The organism is uncultured Aquimarina sp., assembly GCF_947492405.1.
GTDB lineage: Bacteria > Bacteroidota > Bacteroidia > Flavobacteriales > Flavobacteriaceae > Aquimarina.
Window position 1 is genome coordinate 102732 of the sequence record NZ_CANLMP010000002.1, and the last position, 24728, is coordinate 127459.

Genomic DNA, 24728 nt, shown 5'->3' on the forward strand with positions numbered 1-24728 from the left:
TCAATAAATCGATAGTTAAGATGAAGTACATTATATCCCTAATAATTCTGTGTTGGTATTCTAATTGTAAAGCGCAGGAAGTATTATTTAATGATGAAGAGCCAGATAATAGTGATTTAGTAATTATTTCCGAAACTATTAAGAGTGATTGGAATTTAATTACTTTTACTCAAAAATTTGATAATGAAAAAGTTGAAGTTTTTGTTGATCAAAATTCAGTATATAAAGGATCGGTATCGACTGACCCTCGTTTCGGATCGGCCCGAGGAGTTATACTTGACCGAAAATGTGATTCAATATTAGTTGTTATTAATAATGAAAAAATTCAATTAAAAAATAGCAATGAGTATCGATTTATTTACATAATAAAAAATGACAAGAAGTATACCGTAGAATTTAGAAAAAAACCTTATGTTTTTTACTGATCATTGGAATTTGAACCGAAAAATTTCTTTAAATGAAACCATCTTATATGATGAAAAGCTTAAATTATATAAATAGAAAAGTTCAATAAACAATGGAAAATAATTATAACGATAATCGTCCAAAAGGGTCAGGTATTCTTGTTTTAATCTTTGGAATAGTGCTTTTATCTATTGGTTCTTATTACTTGATTTTAAGTAATCCTATTCCCGTAGATAAAGATTTTCTGTTAAAAGTTTTTTTGATAGTAAATGGGATTCTTTTGATTATATGGGCAATAGAGAGACTGTATAACAGTAAAGGTGGTTGGTTTAGAGTTGGAAGAGATACTATTCAATTTTTAATAGCAGTAATATCTGCAATTATAGCAATAATGGCTTTAGTTAATTAAAAAGCTTAATAAACCGATGGAATACAGATTATAAATGAAATGAACCAATTGATAATAAAATGGAATAGCTATAAGGTTAAGTTTCTTATTGAACTCAAATATTTACATTATACGTTGAGAGAAGTTCTAGGTTTAAAAACAATTGGTTATAATAAATATAATAATCTAGTGCTTTTTAAATTGTTGAAGAAATATGAACTTCCCTTTTTTAGTATGCATGTAGCTACAACTAATCAAGATTTAAGAATCTCCAATATTGAAGAGATTCACGATTATGGCTTAAGACTTGAAAAAGAAGAGTATCTATCATTTATTACTAATATGCAAGATGGACAGGTAAGAATTGTAGTTGGGGAAAGCATGAGTAGCTTTATAAATGATTTTCAAAAATCAGAAATAGAAAATCTAGTACAAAAAAGATTTAGCAATGGAGAAATACTCGCCGGATTAGAAGAAGGAATGAAGCAAGTGTATTTTTACATATCAAATTAATAATAGTAAAAGTTTAGTAAACCGATAAAATTATTACGATGGAAGCTTTTAAGTATTTGCTAGTTTTTATAATTACATTGGCTTTAGTAGGTTATGGCATTTATGCTTTAATTAGAGGTCTGATTTCTAAAGATAAGAAGGCAATATTAGTAAGTTTACTATTTATCATTGCTCCATTAATATCTGCGTACTTTTATTTTTTAAGAACAGAATAGTTTAAAAATAAAATTCAATAAACCGATAAAATTATTTAGATATGAAAACAATAAAAACGATCGAAAAATTATCTAATTTCAAGAAACTGGATAGAGGTTTAAAATTTAAAGTAAAAGGAGGTACAGATCTCCCAAGAGATAGGAATAACGTTCAGAACCCATTCAAAATAAAAGTGAAATCAATACATTGAAATTATAAATAAACGATGATTAAATACATAGATGCACATATAGATAAAAACTAATAAAGGATATTATGAAATACTCAAAACTATTAGCTCTGTGCATAATAATTTTGCTTCCAATGTTGGTATTATCACAAGAAATATCAAAAGTGGATAGAGCGAAAAATATTGTAGCGGCAGTAAATCAAAAAGATGCAAAGCTATATATTGAAAATTTTACCAAAGATGTAAAAATCTATATGTACAGTGAGGACGGAGCCTTCGATCTAAAGGTTGATGGTATCGAGGCATTATATAAAAACCGAGCAGCACATCTTAAGAAACATCCTGATGTTCGTAATGAAATTCAGCATTTAGCAGAAATAGATAACCGACTTGTTATGCACGATAGAGTATGGCTAACTCCAAAACATACAACCGGTAGTGATATTGTAGAGATTTTTACGTTTGACGAATCCGGTAAAATTTCGCGAGTAGATGTATTACAGCAAAGTAATCTGTTTAGTCAAGAGCAATAGAAATCATAGAGACTAAATAATTGATGAACCAAAATATAAAAAACTTGCTTGGATTTTTTTCAGGAATTATACTAGCCATTGCATTCCTAGCGATCGGTGTTATACTAACTAATATATTGGAGCATGGATTTTGGGCTTTATTATCTGTTATTTTAATCCCGGTTTCTGGATTCATCTTTTTTCTTTCTAAGAAAAAGTATATTGGCTTTGGCATGTTCTTTTCGGCCATTCCAATAATAATACTAACTTTTTTGTTTATTCAAATAAGTAAATTACATTAAAATTTAATAAACAGATGATTGAAGTGCTACTTAATTTGATTGCAGAGTATATTGGAGGAAATAAAAGGTTAGGAATAACACTTGCAATCCTTATTATACTTTTTTTCATAGGTTTTTCAATTTACCTTAAAATTCAGTAAACAAATACAACAATTTAGGTTTCCCTTCTGGAAGCGCAACATTCTACAATAGTTAATTTTGTTTAAACATTTTCAGCTCTTTATATAAAATTTTAAAGATATCAAGAGTTCCAAGTTACTATCATTAGCGTTTTGCGAAATTTTTGTTTAGCCTTCAAACAAAGGCATCAAACGTTTCACAAAAAACACAGTAAATACTTCATAATAGTCTTAATAGCCTCATAAATTTCATACATTGTCTAAAAATTCATAGAAATAATTAAAAACTTTTTGAGCGCATATTTTATGAGCTTTATGAGTTGTTATATTATAATCCCCAGAGAATGACTATAATCAATAGATAAACAAAAAATTTATTATGGCAAGTCAGTTTGTATAGTCCGGAATTTACAACTGTGCCTTTGGGGATCTTATTTTCTAAATGTAAATCCTATTATACTTTTTTACTAAAAAACTTATCTGCAAAAATAGACACCAAACTAATATACTTAATACTCCATAATTGGAACTATTTTTCAAAATCAGTAACATATCATTTCTTCTAATTACTTAAGCTAAAGCCATAAAAGATTGATTCTAATTCTGTTTTAAACTCTATCAACAAATATAGTTGTGTTTAATGCAAATCTTCAAAAGTCTTCGTAGCCCTTTTTTCTCTCTCATTTAAAAAAACCTGTGAATAATAAAGATTACTTTTTCATAACTTTTACTTATGCAAAACATTATAAATATAAATAAAAATATATGAAATAATCCATACACCTTTGCAAAAACAAAACAAATGAGAGATTTACATTTAAAGAAAAAACAATCGAAAAAAGTACGGGTGATTTCATTAAACAAGAACAAGAAAATAGCATCACCTGCGATCTTGAGTCTAATCATAATCTTTATATTCTTTTTTACTTTTATTCCACTTTCTATAAGAAACAACAATCTTTTTTTAACAGAAATGCTACTTTCTGGAAGCATAATATGTTTGTTATGCCTACAAAACTCCTTGCCTAAAACAAAGAGATGAACACCTTACTATTTTTCACATAAACAACTATTATAAAATCATAGTAACAACTATATGGATTTACATTTGCTTATAGATAATTTGACGAACCCTGCATTGCTTTTTTTCTTCCTGGGTATTATCGCAGTTCAACTTAAAAGTGATCTTAACATTCCGGAAAACTCTTCAAAATTTATTTCACTTTATCTTTTACTTTCAATTGGTTTTAAGGGAGGTCAGGAACTTTCGCATAGCACATTTAATGCAGAAATACTATGGTCCTTACTTTTTGGGATATTTCTGGCTATTTTCATTCCAGTATATACATATTTTATATTACGAAGAAAATTTAGTCTCGAAAATGCAGGAGCCATTGCAGCATCTTATGGTTCTGTAAGTGCCGTAACCTTTGTAACTACCATATCATTTTTAGAAATAGAAAACATTGCGTTTAGCGGTCATATGGTTGCGGTTATGGCATTAATGGAGGCCCCATCTATAATGGTCGGATTACTCTTAGTTACAATCTTCAAAAAAAATAAAAACGAAGACAAAATTCCTGTAAAAACTGTATTGCATCACGCATTAACTAATGGTAGTGTTCTACTTATAATAGGTAGTTTAATTGTAGGTTTATTTGCAAGTGAGGCGCAAGCAGAAGGAATCAAACCTTTTACTACAGACATATTTAAAGGGTTTCTGGCTGTTTTTCTTCTGGATATGGGAATTACTAGTGGTCGTAAACTTTCTGATTTTATTAAAAAGGGATGGTTTGCTTTTCTATTTGCGATCATTATACCTGTCATAAACGGCTGTATTGTTGCGGTAGTAAGTGGTCTTTTTAGTTCTGGAGAAGGAAATAGATTGTTATTTGCCATACTCGCTGCTAGTGCATCTTATATCGCCGTACCCGCAGCTATGAAATTAGCACTTCCAAAAGCAAATCCTAGTCTTTATATTCCAATGGCTCTGGCAATTACGTTTCCTTTTAATATAACATTAGGAATGCCTCTATATCTATGCATTATTCAAATAACATAATAATAATTTATAATTAAGATAAAATATATAAATAAAAATATATAACATATTAACTCGACCTTTGTACAACAGTTTAAAATAAATTTTAATAAGAAATTATAATAGCTATGGAAACAGCAACAATGGAAGTAAAAACAGACCAAAAAATAAACTTAATTGATGGTCACTTTACAGCATCAGAAGCAGCAGACATTATTAACGCTGTACTTAATATAAAAATCAACTTTCATAAATTGCATCGATTATCAATTACTGAAGGAAATGCTGGGGATGAATGTGAATATGATAGCGGAAGAATAGACGAGTTATTGCAAGAGCAAGTTATAGCAAAAGAGTTTTTTAATCAAGCAAGATTAGATGGAAAAAAACTTAAAATGAATAGTATAATCAATATTTCTGTCGAAGACTAGATATTAGAATTAGTCTAATAGTTGAACATTTAATATTTTTTGTTCTGTCTAGTTAATAAACTTAATGTAAAAGAAGAGAGTTTCTTACTATAAGAGACTCTTTTTTTATTATTACTAACTTAATCAATAGTATTATTCGTCTATTATTCATTTTTTAAAAGATAATAAAACGATGATTATGAATATTTAATAATTCGAATAGAAATTATTAAATCCATTCTCGCATAGTTATCTTTGTTTATATGATTAAGACTAGCACTTTTTTATTCACTATTCTATTTGCTTCAACTTTTGCAATAGCGCAAAAACCTTTTGTTTTTCAAAATAAATCCATTGCTTCTGGTAGTAAACATCATTTTAAGATACCCGTAACCAGTAAGAAGGATAGCACCTTTATTCCTGTTACCATATTTCACGGTTCAAAACCAGGACCAGTTCTAGGTATTACAGCTGGAATTCACGGTTATGAATACCCGCCTATCCTTGCTGCCCAACAATTAAATCAAAAAATTGACCCAAAACAATTATCCGGAACCATTATTTTAGTTCAAATAGCTAATATTCCTGCATTTTTAGGCAGAAGTCCATTTTTAAATCCATTGGATGATAAGAATTTAAATCGCTCTTTTCCTGGGGATTCCAATGGTTCAATAACTCAACGCATTGCAGATATCATTACGACAGAAGTAATTGCCAAATCAGATTTTTTTGTAGATATGCACGCAGGAGATGCTCCAGAAGATTTACGTTCGTATAATGCTTGGTATCAAAGTAAAGCGCTTCCTGAAGTTTCGAAAAAAGGTCGAGCAATGGCCCTGGCAATGGGGTTTGACTATTCAATTATTTTTAATATCCCTGAAGAAAGACTCAAAGAACCTAGTTTATATTGTTCTCAAGAAGCTTTTCACCGTAAAATACCATCAGTGGATATTGAATGTGGAAGATTAGGTATCCCCAGTAAAACTAAAACTGATCGAATTGTGAACGGAATGTTTTCTTTATTCGAACATCTACAAATGTTAGATATCGGTGCTACATCTTCTAAAATCAGGCCAACAGTTATAGCTAAGAGATTTACAATCAAAAGTAAATCAACTGGTCTTTTTTATACCAAAAAAAAAGCCGGCGATTTTATTAAAAAGGGAGAGTCAGTGGGTTACATTACTGATTTTTTTGGTAACACTTTAGAAAATATCAAAGCACCACAAAGCGGAATGATCTTATATATGATCGGCACTCCCCCTATTAATAAGGATGACACTATTATGAATATTGGCATCCTACCTTAAGTTCATATTATAATCGTTTTATCATTGGTATCGAAAGTATTATCATAACAATTGACGCTATTATAAGTGGTATAATAGTTTTTATTGGCTTTAAAGTTATCTTTGTCTTATAATATTCTGGCACAAATTGACTCCAATCCATAGTGTTAGCAAGTTGACCTTCGAATATTTTTGGATAAAAAAACAATCTTAATTTTTCATGAAATTCGTCGGTGGCATTAAGATATTCTAATTGTTGACTCATACTAGTTCCCGCCAATTGATTAAAAGTTAATTGCAAATGCATATTAGGAATTACGGACGCAATTTGGACGCTCTTGTTTTCACGTAATCTAATTTTCTCGCTAAAAGCATTTTGCTCCTTTTCTGAATCGTCATCTCCCATCTGTTGCATAGCGTAATACCACAACCAATTAAATCCATCCGTAGGATATCCATATTTCTTAAATTGTGGATAATGCTGATAAAACTTCTCAATGGTAGCGCGCTTGTCAGTATCCCATTTAACGTGATAGCCATCCCTTTGTGCTATGGCTGTGCTCAAAGCTTCTGGCACAGGATATTTTGCAGTCACATATGCATTGATTCCAGCAGGCACAAGAATAAGTAACACCAGCCAAACAGATAAAAGTAACAAAGCATTAAAGCCAGAGGATTTTTTAAAACTTATGATAAAAAAACTAACTGTAAACCAGAAAAGTATGTAAAGTATAGATAAACCTAATATCCAAAAAAAGTGAATGTCCAGAGATAAGTTCAGGACTAATTTTGCAACAAAAAAAAGAAAAATTAATATTACATATAATAGCATCAATCGTATCAAAAGTTTAGAGATGATAAATCTAAGTTTAGATTTTGACTGAATAGCGACCAATCGCCAAGTACCTGTTTCTGTTTCTTCGGAAACAGCATTAAAAGTCAACACAATTACCAATAATGGAAATAAATAAATGATCACAAAAGAAAGGTCGAGATTACCAGATTGCAGGTTCATTGGGTTTACCAAATCAGTATCATACTTTTGAGCTTCAAAGGTTTTAATTGTGATCCTTTTTACCGTTGGATGTACATCTGACTGACCAATTGATAATCCAGCAAGTGGATTTAAGTTATTGATATGGGCAAAGTTTGCATAATATAACAGTAATCCTAAATCATCATTATGCAACGATACTTGTCGGTCAAAATGTCGCTCTTGGTACGTTTTTACCTCAGCAATAGTATCTTGTTGTCTTTCTAAATGTTTATTACCAATCACGATTCCTACTATGCCTAATAGTGTTATCAATACTAAGCTTATCCATACTTCTTTGGATCGAATACATTGTTGTAAAAATAACTTATATAACATCATATTGCTTTTGCTCTTTTTGAAATGAATAGTATTAAAAATATAGTCCCTACTGCCCAAAACAAGATAGATAGTAATGCAGGAAAAGCTTCTTTTACAGAACTGGTAAATGCGATTGGTTTGTGCCTAAAATCCTGAAAATCTTCCCAATGTTCATGCTCAACTACATGAGATTTACCTTCAGAACCGCTTTCTTTTTTAGGACTGATATATTCCATTTGCAATTCATTCATAGTTTGTGCTAATTGATATCGATAATCATCCGCTTTATCTTGAAAATCCATGTAAGATGAAAAATCGGTCCCAGACATCGTCATTGATATCAATTTTATCGCTGTAAAAGGATTAACAAACGATGAAAATCGAGTTATATCATTTTGGTTTTTATAAATGTTTACCAATTTAGCCTGATGTTTTCTATACAAAGTAGCTGTTATTTTTTCGCCCTCTCGCATTACAAAACCAGAATAGTTAAAAGGCAGATCAGTTACCTTGCTAACATTATGAACTGTCAATACAGAATCTCTTAAGTGATTATAATGTGGGTCATTAGGATTATGACTATCTCCTTTTTGGATCACTTCTTTTTCGATAGCAGATTGAAAGGCCAATTTACTAGGAGTAGGAAACCAATAGTTGCCCATCGCTTGTGCAGATTTCGGTAATAAGATTACTAACAAAAGCCAAATTCCTAATAATCGCAATAAAGCATTTTTTGGCGCATTACTAATCGCCGATACTATAACAGTAATAGAAGATATCATAAAAAGGAATATCAAATAACTTATGCCAATTATAAATAAACGTAACCATCTAAAGTCGTTTAGTTCTGAGGGTTCAAATAGTAAGAGTGTAATAATTACTACTAAAAGAATAGGTATAAAAAACAATAAAGAAATTGCAAAAAGTCCAATAGATTTACCGAATAATATCTCTTTCCAGGTGGCACCTTGGGATAAAAGAATTTTTAAAGTCCCGTTCTGTTTATCCTTTGCAACGCTTGAAAAACCTGTAAAAAAAAGTACTAAAGGTAATACCAACTGTAGTAATAACGCTAAACTCAATTCACCAAATCGTAGCATGCCTGTAGAAAATGTAGCTTCAGAAAAGTTTACACTATTTTGTCGATGTGCTTCTAAAAAAACGGTACTTCCTGTAAAACTTTCTAATCCGTAATCAAATATTCCCAAGGTAGGGTGTATTCGAAATGCAAATGTCCCAAAATGTGCCATTCGATGTGGATGTTTATCAGGATTTGCTTCCCAACTTTGTCTTGCTTTAACCTGGTGCTCCTGTCGAATATTATTTTGAGTGTTATGATTTTTTATACCGCTAACAGCTGAATACGCTGTTAACAGTATAAAAATTAAAAATAATAGATAAAAACTTTTGGGAGCTGTCGCATTACGCCAAAAGTGAACTGCGAATAATCGAATATTTGCCCATTGCATCTTTTTAGAATTTATAAGTTGTAGTTAGCAATACATTTCGGGGAGCTCCCGGAAAAAGTCTGGTTGCATTTAGAGCACCATTCCAATACGTTTCATCAAACAAATTATTAAGCTTTAACGCAATCTGCATATCAATACCTGTTGGACGATAATATAAAGCTGCATCAAACACAGTGTATGATGGCAATACAATACGATCTCCATACCAAGACAAACGATCTCCACGATATACCATACCTAAACCTACTCCAATATTTTTTAGAGCTCCACTTGTAAAATCATATCGCCCCCAAAAATTAGCACTATGCTCAGGCGCTCCTCCAATACGTTCTCCAATTAATGCAGGATCATCATCTTCTATAATTTCTGCATCTATAAAGGCATAGGAAGCACTTAGTTGAAAATTAGGTAACACATACCCATTTACATCTAATTCAAATCCTCGACTTCGTTGCTCTCCACGTTCTGTTAATACAGATTCATCATTTGGGTCTTGCTGTAATAGATTTTTTTGAGTTATTTGATACACAGCTGCATTCACAGTTAATTTACCGCCTAAAAATTCTCCTTTACTCCCAAATTCTATATTATTACTTTCTAAAGGATCAAAACTAGCAGGAGAGTCTGCCCAGAAAAAGGTTTCTGTAGCAGGCGAAAGTGTGACTGTGTTAGATTGTGGTTGAAACCCTTCTACATAAGAAGCATATACACTAATCGCCTCTGTAGCTTCATACGTTAATCCTATTCTAGGAATAAAAGCTTCGTTTTTATATGATTGCTCATTGTTTGATTTATAATTGAATATATCTTCGTACCAATCATACCGAAGATTCAGAAGAGCAGAAAACTTACCTATCTTAAATTGGTTTTGAATATAAATACCGTTTGAAGTAGTAAGGTTTGCTGGAATTGCAAATTCTGAAGTAATATACCCTGAAGTTTCTCTTGCTGTATTATTAGGATTGGCAAGATCGAAATGAGCTACATTAGGCCTTGGAGCAGTTACTCCATCAATATCTATAGTTTCAAATTGATCTGCTTCTGCAGGATCGAACGAAGTCGCTGTACCATTTAATCTTCGGTAACGACGAGCTCCATTAGAAGCTCCACCGACAGTTCTTTCCCATCTGCTACCATCATACCCAACCAAAAGCTTATTAGTAAAAGTATCATTTTCAAGATCAAAATTGATATATGCGGTATAGTTATCCGTTATCCAGAACTGTTGTCTTTCTGTGTAGCGTAATTCGGCCAATGTAGGTATCGCATTTCCATCTATGTCCACTGCAGCAGAACCTGCCACACGATGTTCTGCAAGGTCTTCTTCCCAGGTTTGTTTCATATAGGAAGCATTAAATCCTATATCATCAGTAATCTGCTTACTAAAATTGCTAATCACCATAAACTCTTTGGAAGCATAAAAATCATTAGCCGCGGCTACATTAGTAGTGATATCCGTACTATTTAGATCAAATTGACCATTGATAGCTCCAAAAAGCGGTTGACCACGATCAAGATTTCCTACTCCATTACTATAGATCATTTCCACATTAAGAGCGGTAGTAGTATTAGGTAAAAAAGTAATGGAAGGTGCGATTAAAAATTGATTGTTTTGCACCAAGTCTCTGAAAGACCTAGCTTCTTGTACGGCTGTATTAAAACGATATAATAATGTTCCTGAATCATTTAATGATCCTGTAAAATCTGCCGTTGCCCTTAATGTTCCGAAACTTCCGACTGTGGCGCTTACTTCATTTCTTTTTTCTTTTAATGGTTTTTTAGTTACTAAATTAACAGATCCTCCTGGATCTACACTCGAAAAAGTTACGGAAGACGGACCTTTAATAACTTCTGCTCTTTCTATATGAGATGTAATAGGTTGCAGAAAATAATATTGACGAGTTCTCATACCATTAATGAGCTGACCATCTTCTGCCTGAGTAATACCTCGAATGTTAAAATGATTGTAGAAACCTGTATGTGTAACACTACTAGCAGTTTTTATAGCATCTGCTATCTGAAACGCTTGGCGATCGTTAATTAGTTCTTTGGTAATTGTAGAAACTGCTTGTGGTAGCTCTTTATTCTTAATCGCTACTTTAGTAGATGAAAAAGAATAATCACTATTGTAATCCGTTCTAGGACGACCAACAATTTCGACGCTTTGAAGCTGCTCTGTTCCTTCCTCTAACCTAATAGTTCCTATATTATTAGAACTACTCCCTGTTTCTAAAGTGTTTTTATAAGGTTGAAAACCTAAGTAACGTACTTCAATAGTATACGTTCCCGAAGGGGCATTTATTTCGAATTTTCCTGAGTTATCCGTAAGTTTCCCGAAAGTATTGTCTTTGTTTTTTAATAAAATTGAAGCCCCTACGATAGGAACATCTTGAGTGTCGACGATGGTTCCTGTTATCTGCACTTGCGCAAAAGTTACGTAACTAAATAACAGAAATAAAAGTTTGGGTAATAATTTAAAAAGTTTCATTGTGTTAATTGATGTGTTTTATGTTTAGATCGTTTTTAAGTATAATTCTTGTAATTGGGTTGCATTGATAGCGTCCGTGTTTGATGTGTGAACTAATTGTCCTTCTTTCATGATGCCTATTTTGGTCCCCACGTTTACTGCATTAAAAATATCGTGAGTAGCCATGAAGATAGCTTTCCCTTCATTGCTAAGTTCTTTGCATATTTTAGTAAACTCTAATGTTGCTTTGGGATCAAGACCAGAAATAGGTTCGTCCATAAAAATATAATCAGCATTTTTAGAGAGTGCGATAGCAATACCTACTTTTTGGCGCATTCCTTTAGAATAAGATGATAGTTTGTTTTGATGAGCAGTTTCTTGAAGACCGGCTTTTGATAAAAAATCAGACAACTCGGAACTTTTATATTTAAACCCAGCCAACCTACTAAAGAAGTTAAGATTCTCTACACCCGAAAGATTACCATATAATTGGACAACCTCGGGGATGTATGCTATCATTTTAGTGGTTTTATTACTATTAGATCTAACAGTAATTCCATTGATCAAAGCCTCACCACTGGAAGGTTCAATTAGCCCTAAAAACAGATTGATTGTCGTTGTTTTACCAGCTCCGTTTTGACCTAGTAAACAAAAAATTTCTCCTTTGTCAACCGATAAATTCAGTTGACTAAGTGCTGAGTGCTTACCATATGTTTTGGTAAGATTGATTGCTTTTAGCATATGTATGATGTAAAATAAATTTGACGATTCGTGTTTGTAATTTCGGTTAGAACCGATAATAATTTGGATATAAAAGAAGAAGGACTAAAACCAAACGTATAATACGATAATACACTATTATACGTAGTATATAATTCGGTATGTTACAGTATCAATAACAAATGAGAATACATAACAGTTATGATGCAAAAAACTCACATCATTCTTAAAACTTAAATAAACGACTGGTATATCCTTTATACAAAAGGCGGAGGCTTATTATAAATAAAAGTTGGAGAAACAATCTTTTCCTGCGGAGTATTGTATTGGGATACTACAACAAACGAACTTGGTATACTTTGCTGATCATTTTCTGTATAGAAATTACTATCATTGATTAAATCAAACTGATGAGCATCAACAATAATATCACAAAGTTCACAAGAAATGGAAGTATCATCATCTGATAGATGGCTTAAAGCGTGCAGATTTGCCACTCTTGGGGCAAGAAATGCAGCTGTAAACAACAGCGTAATGATATGTGTAAGTACACGTTTGTGCATCCCCGCAATTTCAGAAATAATAAAATAGAATTTTTTGTTTTAACAAAACTTTAAATCGTTCATTAGGTTTCATTTAACCAATTCCTTAGTGTTTTATCTCAACTGCGCAAGAAGAATTTGAATTTCTGAATGAGTAGAAATTTATTCGTATCAGAAAGAATATTTTATAGAGAATCAATAGAGCATAGCAGAATTACAGCTCGATCAAAAATAGATAGTTATAACAAATTTTAGTTTAGATTACATCGTCTGCTTAAGGATATTTTAAACAACACTATCTTTTCTATTATGTAAAGTTAAGACCATAAAAAAATCCTTGAAATAGTATTTCAAGGATTTTTCTAGTATGATTAGAAATTTTACTGCTCAGAGTTTTCTTCTGTTGCCTTCTCCTGATCTTCTTTTATCATTTTTTCATCTTCTTCTGTTATTCGCTTATGCTCAGCTGTTATACTTTTATGCTCTTTCTCCATGTTTTCATGTTCAGCTTTCATAGACTCATGTTCCTTTGTCATTTGCTCAAGTGTAATCTCACCAGAAGTATGTTTTGTTTCTAGTTCAGCATGTTTTTCGATCAATACTTTATGTGCAGCAATAAGTTCATTATGTTTAGCTAACAAGGCCTTATGGTTCTTTTCTGTTACCAGGTGAATGGAATCATTTTCGATAGCTTTATGAGCAGCTTCCATTTGTTGATGATCATCTTTCATAGAATTGTGTTCTGCTTCCATTTTACTATGAGACTCTTCCATTTCAGAATGTTCAGTTACCATTGCTTTATGCTCAGGAGCTTCAGCAGGGTTTTGTTTACAGGATACAAATAAAAGAACTGCTGCAATTACTGTTAATTTACTAAATGTTTTCATGATTTTCGGTTAATTGGTTTACGTTTTTAAATCTTTTATAAAACTAATTTTTTACTAAATTATTTTAATATTTCTTTTTAATATCAAAATAACTACACCTTCTTAATACTAATCGAATTAAAAAAGATTCTATTTTGTATAAAATAAACTAGATAAAAACATAGTATTAAAGGATGGCTTTTTTCTATTTTATCAAAAAAAATCTCTAATGACTAAAAAATTACTACTTTAGATAAAGTAAAGGAGTTTGAATACTGTACCATGGAAATCAAAAAATCAAGAAATACTGAAAAGCAAAATCTTGTTAAGAAAATCCTTTCTGAAACAGAACATGCTATGTCTGCGGAAGATATTATGGCTGCAATACCTATAAAAGTTAATAAGACAACTATCTATAGAATTTTAGATCGATTTGCTGATAAGGGAGAGGTTCATTTCGTAACAGGCAAAAATGGTAAAGCATATTATGCGCTTTGTAATGGCTGTGGAACATCTCATAAGATTCATAATCACATACATTTTGAATGTCAAATATGTAAAGAGGTAACTTGTCAACCTAATACACTACATATTCCAAATTTAGAAGGTTTTACAATTCAAGAGACGCAGTTCCTGGTAATCGGTATTTGTAATAAGTGTAAATAAAAATGAAACCACCTGCTCTCCAGCCGATGGTTTCGTAACTACACGTGTCCCAACTTAAAAACAAAGACTATGTCTTTTATCTTACAGCAATAGGATAGTTTTCTCCTCTGTTACTTACAGTACCAGATGTTCTTGGTCCATTATTTCTAGCATGCATAATTCCTGCTACGTGAGGTGATGCCATTGAAGTTCCGCTTAATGTAGCATAACCTCCATTTAAATATGTACTTCTTACACTACTACCAGTAGCGATTACATCCACAGGGTTCATATTATAATTTGAGAAAGATGAAAATCCTCGATTACAAGTCATGGAAGCCACTGTATAAATATTCGTTCCGTTCACACAAGCTGGTTGGTAATTCGCCGAATTAGCACTACTATTTCCTGCAGCAATTGCTACTCTTGTTCCTGCGTTTCCTAAAGCCAATAATGCACTTCTGTAAGAAGAATTACTTGAACACCCAGATCCAAAAAATCCTCCTAAACTTAGATTAGCTACATCTCCAGCTAAATCATATGTACCAACGTGATTTATTCCTGATAATATCGTAGCAGTACTACTACCGCCATTACATCCAAAAACTCTTACAGGTACTACACTTGCACCAGCAGAAACACCTATAACGCCAATACCATTATTAATAGCTGCTGCTGTTCCAGCCACGTGAGTTCCGTGTCCGTTACAATCATTAGCAGATCCTCCTACAAAAGATCTTGCATATGTAGTATTGGTAATTACATTTAGATCTGGATGGTCTAAATCGATACCACTATCAATTACCCAAATCCATTCGTCTCTACCTGCACCATTAGCAGCTCCTCCAGCTCTTGTGATACCACAAGGAGTTTGTTGCGCCATTTTTTGTGACATTTTTCCATCAATTACCTCTTCCACTTCGAACTTTGGCAGTTCTACAACTCGATTATACTCGATTGCAGCTATGCTAGGATCTTTAGATAATTTTTGGAATTCATTATCTCCAAGTTTAATAGCCATTCCAGAAATTTTGGTAGTATAATAGCTAAGTACTTTCGACTGATCCAAATTATTTTCTGATAAAATAGTATTCATTCTTTTAATGGATACTTCAGAAATGTCTCGAACTGATTTTGATTTTTCTTCTCTACTCGTAAAAGATCGTTTTTCTAAAACTTTCGATGCCGGTACGATTTGAGAATCTTTAAATACTATGATGTACTCCCCAGGAATTATTTTCCCTTCTGTACTACTAGGTTCTACAATCGATTCTACCGCTCCATCGGAGAGATTTTCATTTTGACAAGAAGTCATTACTAATGCTGCAAGTAGTGTGCCTACAGCTAGTTTACCTAAATTTTTCATATTGAGTTTAATTTGTGTTAAGGATCAAATGTATAAATTCAAATGAAAAATTCATTATGGCAAAACCACAAGCTAAGTTGTTGGTATACAAAAAATAAGAAGGAATTTATATCATATCAAAATACATTATTGCAATTTTGTTGCTTTAGCAAAAACAATGTATTAGCAAGTATTTAACCAGAAAAATCTTTCAATACATATTTTGTAGGAAATTTCCATAAATCAATAATTAATCTATTAACATATTTTAACAATAATTAACTATTAATTAACATGTTACACAAATAAATCAGATGTATTAATCCCAATCAACTTTACCTACATAAGTAATTTATCCAATCATAAATTTCATTAATATTTTACTTAAAGCAACAATGTTGCGTTTAATAAATAATACTATATTTGTTATGATCTAAAAACGTATCCCATTGAGGCTACCAAATTTTAAAATAGCAGAAAGTGTATGATTTTTAATATTCCGGAATCTGGCAATTGTCTGTTTATGATTTGCCCGACAGACAATATAGAAAGTGTTTTAAGGCAGACTTACGATTGTCAAGCATTTTTCTATACTGCCCTTGGAGCTAATTTTAGATGGGATATTGATACTGAGCAGAGTCTTATTACATTAATTGAGAATCAAAAAATTACTCAGCTAATTTTTATAACAAAATACACGAACCTTTTCTATAGGGAAATACTTGAACCAGAAATTGAACCTTTTTTTAATGTTAATGAGACATTATTACAAGTAGATAAAACTTTGCCAGATTACTTCCTAAGCCAAAGTCATCCAATTTTAAGAATGATGCTTTTTGCTTCTCGTCATTTACAAAGACAACAAAAGAATATACTGGAAACCCCTATACTCGGAAAAGCTTTAAAACATAATATGATTACTACACAGAGCTTTGTATATCACCCCAATAATCATTCTTTTTATCCTCCAAGAATAATCGAAAAGAAAGTTTTACTATATGGTAAATTATCTCCTAACTAAATACTGATGTTATTATCTATTATCCTAAACAAATGATATTCTATTTTATCAAATACTATTTAAAGATGTACAGTAATAAATTAATTCTTGTTATTAGAAAGATGAAAAACACTTTTAAATATGTATAAACTAATAAAGATTTATTTAATCCTTTCGATTTTTTTTAGTTCTTGTAATAAGCAAGAAAAAAAAGAAGATTCCGAGGTTATCATCGATCGAAAAAAAATTGATGCAACTTTCAATAAGGATGTATCTAAGTTACTATTAGATCATTTATACGTAGTTGTCGATAGTATTACTTATGAAAAATTGATAAAAAACAACAATTGGAAAAACAAATATGCTTCTATAGATCTAGGATTACCAGACTTTGCTCCTGTACATTATAAAGCATCTACTTGTTATTTAAGAGGACATCAGCATTATATCGAAATTTTAAGTCCAAAAAACCGCTATAATGAACCTATAGGAAAAAGCGGAATTGGTTTCTCTTTAAAAAATAACGACGAGCATTTTCACCTGGGTGTTAAACCTAAATTAAAAGCAACAAAAGACTCATTTCTTTATGCTACCGAAACTGTAGAGATGTCGTTAGGAAATCATAATCAGACTTGGTTTAAGGCTTTTTATACGCCTAGCCCTGGTACATCTTTACATACTTGGTATGGTTTTTATAATCCAGCTTTTTTAGACAACCTTAACGGAAAGAGCCATACCACATACTCGCGCGAAACATTCCTTGAATCAACTTATACTGATCAAAAACTTTTTAACGGAATTAAAGAAATTCACTTAAGTTGTATACCAGATGATTACCGTCGCGTAACCCAAGAACTAAGGCATTTAGGCTGTAAACTTTTAAACAAAAATGGAAATACCCTTTCCATAGCCAGTGGTGACATTACAATTAACATAGCACCTTCTAACCAAGTTGAGTACAGTCAAATTACAAAAATAATTTGTCGATTAAACAATAAAGACAACAGTACTACCCAATTAGGGAATATTACCATAACCAATCAAGGAAATGAATCTATATGGAATTTTGATGCACTTCATAAAAATAACCTTTAAAAAAGCATTTAATACTATTTTAAAATTAAACAAAATGAACAAAAAAACTCACTATCAAATTATTACAATATTCTTATTATTTCTTACAATTACCTCTTGTAAGCAAGAAAAAAAGGCTGAAGAAACTACCAACGAGCTAGAAGCCGAAATTACTGAAGAAGTAGAAGTAGTACAACCTAAAATTACATTAGAGAAATTAGAAGGTTCCCCTACTTATGCTGATGCTGCACTTATTTTAGATACTTCAGAAGAAATAATTGCTAAGAAATCTGGAGAAATGGATTTTTCTTTTAACGTAGAAAATTATGAGTTAGGTGCTCAAACTAAAGGCCCAAATGTGGAAAAACTAGCGAATTCTGGTAAAGGGCAACATATTCATTTTATCCTGAATAATCAGCCGTACTCCGCACATTATGAACCAAGTTTCAAAAAAGAAATTCCTGATGGGATTCATCATCTGGTTGCTTTTTTAAGCCGTTCATTCCATGAATCAGTAAAGAATGAAAATTCTGTAGTTGTTCGTAAACTAATAGTTGGAGAAAAACCTGAGGATAAATTAAGCCTTGATATGGAAGCACCAACATTAATTTATAGCAGACCTAAAGGTGAATATTCTGGAAAAGATACAAAGGAAATATTACTAGATTTCTTTGTTCTAAATACAAAACTTTCTAAAGAGGGAAATAAAGTTCGTGCAAAAATTAACGATAAAGAATTTACAATCACAGAATGGGTTCCTCACGTTATCAAAGGACTACCTATAGGAGAAGTTACTATTCAATTAGAGTTAATTGATGAATCAGGCACTTTAATTCCAGGACCATTTAACAGTGTAACTCGTACTGTAATATTAAAAGAATAAATAGGCTTTAAACAAAAAATCAAATCAATGAAAAAACTACCTGTAACTGTATTGAGTGGATTTCTTGGTGCAGGAAAGACAACGCTGTTAAATCATATTTTACACAACAAAGAAGGATTAAAAGTTGCTGTCATCGTTAATGACATGAGTGAAATCAATATTGATGTGCAGCTTGTTAAAAATGAAAACACGCTTTCTAGAACCGAAGAAAAACTTGTAGAAATGTCTAATGGTTGTATCTGCTGTACATTAAGGGAAGATCTAATGGTAGAGGTAGAAAAGCTAGCCAAAGAACAACGTTTTGATTATTTGATTATAGAAAGTACCGGAATTTCTGAACCTATTCCCGTAGCACAAACTTTTAGTTTCGCTAGTGAAGATGGACAACTGGATTTAAGCCGGTTTAGTTATGTAGATACTATGGTTACCGTTGTAGATGGCTATAATTTTCTAAAGGATTTCTCTAGTCCACAATATTTAACAGATAGAAACCTCACTAATATTGAAGGAGATGATCGCACCATTGTTAATCTACTGACTGATCAAGTAGAGTTTGCAAATGTAATTTTATTAAATAAAATAGATCTTATAACAGAATCAGAATTAAGAAATTTGTATGATATCATCCATAAATTAAACCCAAATGCTCGTGTCATTCCTACCCAAAACTCTCAAATCTCTTTAGGAGAAGTGATTGATACAGGTTTATTTGATTTTGAGGAAGCAGAAACATCAGCGGGGTGGATACAAGAACTGGAAAATGAACACATCCCTGAAACCGAGGAATATGGAATTGGTTCTTTTGTTTATAGAAAATGTAAACCTTTTCACCCACAGCGATTTTTAGATTTTGCAACGCATCACTTCCCATCAAATATTATTCGTAGCAAAGGATTATTTTGGCTTGCATCTCGTCCCAATCAAGCACTTATTTGGGGTTCTGCAGGAGGCTCACTCAAAACAGATCCGGCAGGAGTTTGGTGGGCATCAATGCCTTTTAGTGAACGAATTAGTTATTCCTCTTTTCTAGATAACCAAAAAATGATAGAAGCCGAATGGGATATTACTTTTGGTGACCGTAAAATTGAATTAGTATTTATTGGTCAAAACATTGATGTAAATCTAGTAGCTAAGCAGTTAGATGACTGCTTACTCACAGAATTAGAAATTGATCAATGGAAAAATGGAGCGTTTACTGCAAACGACGATTGGCCGATTCCTAATTATCAAGAATCATAAATACAACAGATATAAATGAAAGATTCGAAAGGAACAGTCCGGTTTGTACATAATCTTACCGGGCCTGTTTTCTTTGAATGATAAAAACATTATTTCAAAAACTATTAGCAGTAAATGAAGTTCATTTATACTGCAATCGTACTTCCTTTAGAAACCTTACTTTTATCGCTATCAAAATAGAAATCTATTCTTCCTAAATACAAACCATAGCACCCAACCTGATTCACGAGTACATCTTTATCTTTTCTGTTTTTTACTAAGGTCGGCTCTTTAAGAAAAGTATGTGTATGTCCTCCGATAATAAGATCAATATTTTCTGTAGCTTTTGCAAGACTCAAATCACTCACTTTATTTGGTTCATTTTTGTAATCATATCCTAAATGTGATAAACATATTACTAAATCACACTTTTCTTCATTTTTTAATCTAGCACTCATATCCTGTGCAATTTCTATAGGATCAAGATATTTAGTTTCCTTATATAAATCCCGCATAACGAGTCCTTCTAATGCGATCCCTAAACCAAATATTCCAATCTTAATAGTATCTTTTATTAGTATTTCATATGGTTTCACAAAAGTATCCATTACGGTATTCGTAAAATCATAGTTAGCGGAAACAAATTTAAAACCAGCGTAAGGCATCTGAGCGTGTAACCCTTCAATCCCATTATCAAAATCATGATTACCTATAGTCGCAACATCATATTTAAGCATACTCATCAACTTGAATTCTAGCTCACCACCATAAAAATTAAAATAAGGAGTTCCCTGAAAAATGTCACCTGCATCCAATAATAATGTATTAGGATTCTCTTTTCTTATATTTTCGATAATTGTAGCTCTTCGAGCTACACCTCCTTTATTTGAGTTTCTTCCATCATCTGGACCAAAAGGATCTATATGACTATGCACATCGTTGGTATGTAAGATTGTTATCTTTTTTGCTTTACTTGCAGAAAAAGATGATAAACCAGCTCCTCCAATTGTTAACAAACCTGCCGTTAATGCCGAATGTTTTACAAATTCTCTTCGTTTCATTTTTTTATTTAATTAGTTGGTTTGTAAAAATCTATCATCAATCTTTGGAGCAATTGTATCTACTTTTTTGAAATAGTCAATCATTGCATTTCGAATTTTATAATTTAACTTATGAGCGTTGTCTGCTTGCTCAAAAAAATACATTTCATCACCTCCATTGTATAAATAATCATTAGTTGCAACGAAATAAACCTGTTCATCCTTAATTTCTGTATTATTGATCAATGCACTCACAATATTAAAATCTTTATCAACAGTTAATTTTAATCCTGAAATAGGATGTGCTTTTCGAGATTTTTGTAAATAGGCAATCAGTTTTCTGATATGGATCCCTTTCATTTCGGCGACTATAATACTGTTCTCAAACGGCATCACTTGATAGGCAGTACGCGCCGTAATAGTACCTTTTGGTATTGCTGCACGTATCCCACCGTGGTTTAATAGCACCATATCAATTGCATTTTTAGTCTTTGATATAAAGAAAGGATTGGATTGCTCTAAAACAATATCTGCCATTAAATTACCTATAGCTGTATTCAAAATTCCATCTTTTTTAGAGTATGTCTCTGGAGCATACGCCAAAGCACTATCTAAAGTTTTATTTACATGTGCTCTGTATGGTTTTATAAAAGCCTCTATATCTGGGTTGCCAGTAACAGTATCATTGATTTCAATTCTTACTCCTTCTACTTTGACAAGGTGCTCTTTTTTCTGGCAAGATGAAATCACTATTATGAATGTGAGTAAAAAAAAACTTTTATAAATTATTTTTTTTTGCAGGTAATTATGATGTATCATTTTATTCACGTATTGTAAAACTTGATTAATCCTTTCTCTAACAGCTAATGTAAAATTTTAATTCTATTTACTCGATAATCGATATTTAAATATTCCAAGGCTAGCTCCGAAATTAAAAAAACTAATAAATGCCTCCTAAACCTAACCTAGTGGTCATTGTTTACTGCACCAATCTAGCCGTTGCTTCTTTTAATATATAATTACAGTGATCTACATCATCTACATTTAATTCCAATATTCCAGTAACTTCTATTACTTGATCTGTTTTATAGTTTTGTTTATCTTTAAAAATAACTTCTATAATAGTTTCAGGACCAGCACCTCCACAGAAAAAACAAGAAGACATAGGGTTTCTGGAAACCATATAAAATTCTTGTTCGTAAGAAAAATCTAAGAAATACCCTCTAATAGTAATTTTATCTCCTTCATATGATTTTATAATGGGACCAAATGTTGGTTTCAAAAAATAATCATCATAATGTACGTTATAAATATTATGAAAACTAACTTCTTCTAAATCCTCCCAAGACAACTTTTGCTGGGCAATGAGATGAAATGAAATACTCATAAAAATAAGTGATAAAAGTACTTTAGGCATCGGCTAAAATTTTTGAAACATTTAATTTAAATAAAGAATAAGACGCTAAAATCGAAGCAAGTATCGTCATAAAAACCACTATAAGTAACATAAGAAACTCCTGCATATCTGGTGAACTGATCTCCAAATGATATTTATATGCATCCGAAGCTAAACTGGAAAATAAAACAATGCCTACTCTTCCTAGAAACCATCCTAAGACAAATCCTATTAAGGATAAAAAAAAAGCTTCTAGAAAAACTAGTTTTAATAATTGAAATGTAGTTGCTCCATACGTTCTTAATAAAGCGAGTTCATGTTTTCTTTCTCTTACTGTTTTTATAAGACCTATAAAAATACTTAAACCAGCTACTAGAAGTATTGCGATAGCAATTCCATTTATTGCCCGAAAACCGATACCTAAAAACTTCAATAATCGGTCAATTTCGAATTTTGGGAGTGCTGCTTGTAAGGAGGTATCTTTATTAATAGATCTAGAAAGTTGTAATGCCCCAATAGGATTCCTGAAATTTAATAATAAAGCTGTAACCTCTTTGTGCTCTTCCTTATGTTCTATATGTTCTTCCTCATGTTCATGAACCTCCCAAACACTTTCAATATTTGTTATAATAAGGTGATCTATCACTGTCCCGGTAGGTCTTAAGACACCAGTCATTATGAAAGGTTTTTCATCATGCTCCTCTACTTCATTTTGTATTAGCCCGTGGGAACTTACAAAAGAGCTTCCTATATTAAGCTTGAGTTTTTTGGCTACTTCAGCTCCAAATATTGCTTCAAAGTTTTTTGTGTTCAATTTTCCTTCTTTTAAGGTCGCACCATATTTACCTACATATTGATCTGAGGTCCCCAGAATCCTGTAACCCATATAATTATCACCATAAGAAACCGGTATAGCTTCTTTTATCATAGGATTTTTACGTATTCTTAAAACTTCATCTAGAGATATATTACCTGTAGGATTGTCCATGTGTAGGATAGCAGATAATACCAACTGCAGCGGACTCCCTTTTGCACCAATTACCATATCAAATGGTTTACTGTTTTTTTCCAGATGGTGGTTAAGTTGTTTACTTATTTGCAAAACAAAAGTAGCTAACAAAATGCTTAACGTTAACAGCAAAACACTAAGCAACGTATTCAAAGGCCTAGAAACGAGATTCTTGAAAGCTAAGTATAACAATTTTATAGAATTATATGTTTGTCGAAATGTGATTTAACTCTTTGGTCATGTGTTATAATGACCAAATTACTTTTACAAATTTGTGCCTCCTTTTTTAATAAGGAAATGACCTTTTCACAATTCTTATCATCTAAATTAGAGGTAGGTTCATCTGCTAATATGACCTTTGGTTTGTGGATAACCCCAAGAGCAATCGAAAGTCGTTGCCGTTGGCCTTCGCTTAATTCATGAACTTTCTTATTACTAACTTCGGTTAGTTCTAATTGCTCAAGCAATTGTCTTCTTCTGTTTTGATTAGTTCTTTTTTTCGATAGTTTCTCTCGTATCTTCAGATTTTCTAATAAGGTTAAAGACTTAATAAAATACCCTCTTTGAAGAATTATCCCAATATGTTTTCCTCTGAAATTATTTAGTTGATTTCTTGTGAGTTGGTGTACACAAGTATTACCAATAAAAACATTCCCTTTTTTAGGAATTAAGAGACCTGCCATAAGATGCAATAAAGTGGTTTTACCAACACCAGAAGGTCCTAGAATTAATGCGTTCTGTTCAAATGATAAATCTATGTCAGGAAAATAAAAAGTATGCGTTTTTGTATTCTGATATGTAAACCTTAGCGATGTTGTTCGGATCATAAAATCATTTTGACAAAAATAAATAAATTTATTAACGCAACAAAGTTGCATTTATTAAATATATATTATCTTTGCCCCCACTAAAATATATACATTTTTATTTTGAACATTTTACACATACGTAGTAACTCTGACACACTAGGCATTATAGCCAGTAGTTTATGCTTAGTACACTGTTTAGCAACTCCTTTTTTATTTTTAGCTCATACAGGATTAATAATTTCTGAAGGAACACACCCTTTTTGGTGGAAATCTTTAGATTTTATTTTTCTAGGACTATCTCTCATAGCTGTATATAGAACTACTCAAACTACTTCGAATCACAAACTGAAGTATTTTTTTTGGTTATGCTGGTCTCTTCTATTCATTATTGTAATTAATGAGAAACTGGATTTAATACCACTAGCTGAAGAGTTTATCTACATTATTGCTATTTCTTTGGCTATCCTACATTTTTACAATCAAAAGTATTGTAGCTGTAATAATGATAAATGTTGTACAAATTAATT

27 protein-coding genes are annotated in these 24728 nt (G+C 31.8%); 15 read left to right on the plus strand and 12 right to left on the minus strand.

Annotated features, from left to right (window positions below; translation table 11 throughout):
* Positions 1-20: 20 nt before the first annotated feature.
* The 9 genes from Q0829_RS06840 (at position 21) to Q0829_RS06880 (ending at position 6385) form a co-directional block, all read left to right on the plus strand.
* On the plus strand, positions 21-425 hold the full coding sequence (locus Q0829_RS06840; protein WP_298541414.1) for a hypothetical protein: 405 nt from the start codon (positions 21-23) through the stop codon (positions 423-425).
* Between the two features lie 92 nt (positions 426-517).
* Positions 518-814: a hypothetical protein gene (locus Q0829_RS06845; protein ID WP_298541415.1), complete on the plus strand. Its 297-nt coding sequence runs from the start codon at positions 518-520 to the stop codon at positions 812-814.
* A 39-nt stretch (positions 815-853) separates the two neighbouring features.
* On the plus strand, positions 854-1306 hold the full coding sequence (locus Q0829_RS06850; protein WP_298541416.1) for a hypothetical protein: 453 nt from the start codon (positions 854-856) through the stop codon (positions 1304-1306).
* A gap of 38 nt (positions 1307-1344) precedes the next feature.
* A complete protein-coding gene (locus Q0829_RS06855) occupies positions 1345-1521 on the plus strand; it encodes a hypothetical protein (RefSeq protein ID WP_298541418.1) in 177 nt (58 codons plus the stop codon).
* Between the two features lie 41 nt (positions 1522-1562).
* Positions 1563-1712 carry a hypothetical protein gene (locus tag Q0829_RS06860; RefSeq protein WP_298541419.1) on the plus strand — a complete coding sequence of 50 codons (150 nt, stop codon included), beginning with the start codon at positions 1563-1565 and terminating at the stop codon, positions 1710-1712.
* A 65-nt stretch (positions 1713-1777) separates the two neighbouring features.
* Positions 1778-2224, plus strand: a complete 447-nt coding sequence (locus tag Q0829_RS06865) for a nuclear transport factor 2 family protein (RefSeq protein WP_298541420.1) — start codon at positions 1778-1780, stop codon at positions 2222-2224.
* Between the two features lie 1496 nt (positions 2225-3720).
* Positions 3721-4686 carry a sodium-dependent bicarbonate transport family permease gene (locus Q0829_RS06870; RefSeq protein WP_298541421.1) on the plus strand — a complete coding sequence of 322 codons (966 nt, stop codon included), beginning with the start codon at positions 3721-3723 and terminating at the stop codon, positions 4684-4686.
* 107 nt (positions 4687-4793) lie between these two features.
* A complete protein-coding gene (locus Q0829_RS06875) occupies positions 4794-5096 on the plus strand; it encodes a hypothetical protein (protein ID WP_298541423.1) in 303 nt (100 codons plus the stop codon).
* A gap of 242 nt (positions 5097-5338) precedes the next feature.
* Positions 5339-6385, plus strand: coding sequence for a succinylglutamate desuccinylase/aspartoacylase family protein (locus Q0829_RS06880; RefSeq protein ID WP_298541424.1), 1047 nt, complete (start codon positions 5339-5341; stop codon positions 6383-6385).
* Positions 6386-6392: 7 nt separating this feature from the next.
* Here the strand turns inward: Q0829_RS06880 and Q0829_RS06885 are convergent, their stop codons facing one another.
* The 6 genes from Q0829_RS06885 to Q0829_RS06910 all read right to left on the minus strand — a co-directional run bounded on the left by Q0829_RS06885 (position 6393) and on the right by Q0829_RS06910 (position 13803).
* Positions 6393-7739 carry a DUF3526 domain-containing protein gene (locus Q0829_RS06885; protein ID WP_298541426.1) on the minus strand — a complete coding sequence of 449 codons (1347 nt, stop codon included), beginning with the start codon at positions 7737-7739 and terminating at the stop codon, positions 6393-6395.
* Entirely contained in the window at positions 7736-9187 is a 1452-nt protein-coding gene (locus tag Q0829_RS06890; RefSeq protein ID WP_298541427.1) for a DUF3526 domain-containing protein, read from the minus strand. Before Q0829_RS06890 ends, Q0829_RS06885 begins: the two co-directional genes overlap by 4 nt.
* Positions 9188-9191: 4 nt before the next feature.
* Positions 9192-11675 carry a TonB-dependent siderophore receptor gene (locus tag Q0829_RS06895; RefSeq protein WP_298541429.1) on the minus strand — a complete coding sequence of 828 codons (2484 nt, stop codon included), beginning with the start codon at positions 11673-11675 and terminating at the stop codon, positions 9192-9194.
* Between the two features lie 24 nt (positions 11676-11699).
* Positions 11700-12395, minus strand: coding sequence for an ATP-binding cassette domain-containing protein (locus Q0829_RS06900; protein ID WP_298541431.1), 696 nt, complete (start codon positions 12393-12395; stop codon positions 11700-11702).
* 236 nt (positions 12396-12631) lie between these two features.
* A complete protein-coding gene (locus tag Q0829_RS06905; protein ID WP_298541432.1) occupies positions 12632-12937 on the minus strand; it encodes a hypothetical protein in 306 nt (101 codons plus the stop codon).
* A gap of 359 nt (positions 12938-13296) precedes the next feature.
* On the minus strand, positions 13297-13803 hold the full coding sequence (locus Q0829_RS06910; protein WP_298541433.1) for a hypothetical protein: 507 nt from the start codon (positions 13801-13803) through the stop codon (positions 13297-13299).
* Between the two features lie 261 nt (positions 13804-14064).
* On the opposite strand from Q0829_RS06910, the gene Q0829_RS06915 reads away from it, so the two are divergent.
* Positions 14065-14448, plus strand: coding sequence for a transcriptional repressor (locus Q0829_RS06915; protein ID WP_298541435.1), 384 nt, complete (start codon positions 14065-14067; stop codon positions 14446-14448).
* Between the two features lie 76 nt (positions 14449-14524).
* Here the strand turns inward: Q0829_RS06915 and Q0829_RS06920 are convergent, their stop codons facing one another.
* Positions 14525-15793 (minus strand): S8 family serine peptidase, encoded by a 1269-nt coding sequence (locus Q0829_RS06920; RefSeq protein ID WP_298541436.1) that lies wholly within the window; start codon positions 15791-15793, stop codon positions 14525-14527.
* 463 nt (positions 15794-16256) lie between these two features.
* Between Q0829_RS06920 and Q0829_RS06925 the strand changes: the two genes are divergently transcribed.
* The 4 genes from Q0829_RS06925 to Q0829_RS06940 all read left to right on the plus strand — a co-directional run bounded on the left by Q0829_RS06925 (position 16257) and on the right by Q0829_RS06940 (position 19968).
* Positions 16257-16793, plus strand: a complete 537-nt coding sequence (locus Q0829_RS06925; protein ID WP_298541437.1) for a hypothetical protein — start codon at positions 16257-16259, stop codon at positions 16791-16793.
* Positions 16794-16913: 120 nt separating this feature from the next.
* Positions 16914-17867 carry a DUF5829 family protein gene (locus Q0829_RS06930; RefSeq protein WP_298541438.1) on the plus strand — a complete coding sequence of 318 codons (954 nt, stop codon included), beginning with the start codon at positions 16914-16916 and terminating at the stop codon, positions 17865-17867.
* 34 nt (positions 17868-17901) lie between these two features.
* A complete protein-coding gene (locus Q0829_RS06935; protein WP_298541439.1) occupies positions 17902-18729 on the plus strand; it encodes a hypothetical protein in 828 nt (275 codons plus the stop codon).
* 27 nt (positions 18730-18756) lie between these two features.
* The gene (locus Q0829_RS06940; protein ID WP_298541440.1) at positions 18757-19968 is read left to right on the plus strand and encodes a GTP-binding protein; all 1212 of its coding nucleotides are present in this window, start codon (positions 18757-18759) and stop codon (positions 19966-19968) included.
* Between the two features lie 125 nt (positions 19969-20093).
* Here the strand turns inward: Q0829_RS06940 and Q0829_RS06945 are convergent, their stop codons facing one another.
* The 5 genes from Q0829_RS06945 to Q0829_RS06965 form a co-directional block, all read right to left on the minus strand.
* The gene (locus tag Q0829_RS06945; RefSeq protein WP_298541441.1) at positions 20094-21008 is read right to left on the minus strand and encodes a bifunctional UDP-sugar hydrolase/5'-nucleotidase; all 915 of its coding nucleotides are present in this window, start codon (positions 21006-21008) and stop codon (positions 20094-20096) included.
* Positions 21009-21020: 12 nt separating this feature from the next.
* Positions 21021-21737: a 5'-nucleotidase gene (locus tag Q0829_RS06950; protein WP_298541442.1), complete on the minus strand. Its 717-nt coding sequence runs from the start codon at positions 21735-21737 to the stop codon at positions 21021-21023.
* A 229-nt stretch (positions 21738-21966) separates the two neighbouring features.
* Entirely contained in the window at positions 21967-22404 is a 438-nt protein-coding gene (locus Q0829_RS06955; RefSeq protein ID WP_298541443.1) for a hypothetical protein, read from the minus strand.
* Entirely contained in the window at positions 22397-23485 is a 1089-nt protein-coding gene (locus Q0829_RS06960; protein ID WP_298541444.1) for an FtsX-like permease family protein, read from the minus strand. The genes Q0829_RS06955 and Q0829_RS06960 overlap by 8 nt, the downstream gene beginning before the upstream one ends.
* Positions 23486-23586: 101 nt before the next feature.
* Positions 23587-24219, minus strand: a complete 633-nt coding sequence (locus Q0829_RS06965; RefSeq protein WP_298541445.1) for an ABC transporter ATP-binding protein — start codon at positions 24217-24219, stop codon at positions 23587-23589.
* A 102-nt stretch (positions 24220-24321) separates the two neighbouring features.
* Between Q0829_RS06965 and Q0829_RS06970 the strand changes: the two genes are divergently transcribed.
* Positions 24322-24726 (plus strand): MerC domain-containing protein, encoded by a 405-nt coding sequence (locus Q0829_RS06970; protein WP_298541447.1) that lies wholly within the window; start codon positions 24322-24324, stop codon positions 24724-24726.
* Positions 24727-24728: the final 2 nt, after the last annotated feature.

Bases quoted from the DNA above. Each gene is read 5' to 3' on its own strand.
- Q0829_RS06965 (WP_298541445.1), bottom strand. From the start codon at position 24,219: ATGATCCGAACAACATCGCTAAGGTTTACATATCAGAATACAAAAACG.
- Q0829_RS06845 (WP_298541415.1), top strand. From the start codon at position 518: ATGGAAAATAATTATAACGATAATCGTCCAAAAGGGTCAGGTATTCTT.
- Q0829_RS06875 (WP_298541423.1), top strand. From the start codon at position 4,794: ATGGAAACAGCAACAATGGAAGTAAAAACAGACCAAAAAATAAACTTA.
- Q0829_RS06945 (WP_298541441.1), bottom strand. From the start codon at position 21,008: ATGAAACGAAGAGAATTTGTAAAACATTCGGCATTAACGGCAGGTTTG.
- Q0829_RS06905 (WP_298541432.1), bottom strand. From the start codon at position 12,937: ATGCACAAACGTGTACTTACACATATCATTACGCTGTTGTTTACAGCT.
- Q0829_RS06840 (WP_298541414.1), top strand. From the start codon at position 21: ATGAAGTACATTATATCCCTAATAATTCTGTGTTGGTATTCTAATTGT.
- Q0829_RS06935 (WP_298541439.1), top strand. From the start codon at position 17,902: ATGAACAAAAAAACTCACTATCAAATTATTACAATATTCTTATTATTT.
- Q0829_RS06890 (WP_298541427.1), bottom strand. From the start codon at position 9,187: ATGCAATGGGCAAATATTCGATTATTCGCAGTTCACTTTTGGCGTAAT.
- Q0829_RS06895 (WP_298541429.1), bottom strand. From the start codon at position 11,675: ATGAAACTTTTTAAATTATTACCCAAACTTTTATTTCTGTTATTTAGT.
- Q0829_RS06850 (WP_298541416.1), top strand. From the start codon at position 854: ATGAACCAATTGATAATAAAATGGAATAGCTATAAGGTTAAGTTTCTT.
- Q0829_RS06920 (WP_298541436.1), bottom strand. From the start codon at position 15,793: ATGAAAAATTTAGGTAAACTAGCTGTAGGCACACTACTTGCAGCATTA.
- Q0829_RS06910 (WP_298541433.1), bottom strand. From the start codon at position 13,803: ATGAAAACATTTAGTAAATTAACAGTAATTGCAGCAGTTCTTTTATTT.
- Q0829_RS06885 (WP_298541426.1), bottom strand. From the start codon at position 7,739: ATGATGTTATATAAGTTATTTTTACAACAATGTATTCGATCCAAAGAA.
- Q0829_RS06900 (WP_298541431.1), bottom strand. From the start codon at position 12,395: ATGCTAAAAGCAATCAATCTTACCAAAACATATGGTAAGCACTCAGCA.
- Q0829_RS06855 (WP_298541418.1), top strand. From the start codon at position 1,345: ATGGAAGCTTTTAAGTATTTGCTAGTTTTTATAATTACATTGGCTTTA.
- Q0829_RS06955 (WP_298541443.1), bottom strand. From the start codon at position 22,404: ATGCCTAAAGTACTTTTATCACTTATTTTTATGAGTATTTCATTTCAT.
- Q0829_RS06860 (WP_298541419.1), top strand. From the start codon at position 1,563: ATGAAAACAATAAAAACGATCGAAAAATTATCTAATTTCAAGAAACTG.
- Q0829_RS06915 (WP_298541435.1), top strand. From the start codon at position 14,065: ATGGAAATCAAAAAATCAAGAAATACTGAAAAGCAAAATCTTGTTAAG.
- Q0829_RS06930 (WP_298541438.1), top strand. From the start codon at position 16,914: ATGTATAAACTAATAAAGATTTATTTAATCCTTTCGATTTTTTTTAGT.
- Q0829_RS06925 (WP_298541437.1), top strand. From the start codon at position 16,257: ATGATTTTTAATATTCCGGAATCTGGCAATTGTCTGTTTATGATTTGC.
- Q0829_RS06940 (WP_298541440.1), top strand. From the start codon at position 18,757: ATGAAAAAACTACCTGTAACTGTATTGAGTGGATTTCTTGGTGCAGGA.
- Q0829_RS06880 (WP_298541424.1), top strand. From the start codon at position 5,339: ATGATTAAGACTAGCACTTTTTTATTCACTATTCTATTTGCTTCAACT.
- Q0829_RS06865 (WP_298541420.1), top strand. From the start codon at position 1,778: ATGAAATACTCAAAACTATTAGCTCTGTGCATAATAATTTTGCTTCCA.
- Q0829_RS06870 (WP_298541421.1), top strand. From the start codon at position 3,721: ATGGATTTACATTTGCTTATAGATAATTTGACGAACCCTGCATTGCTT.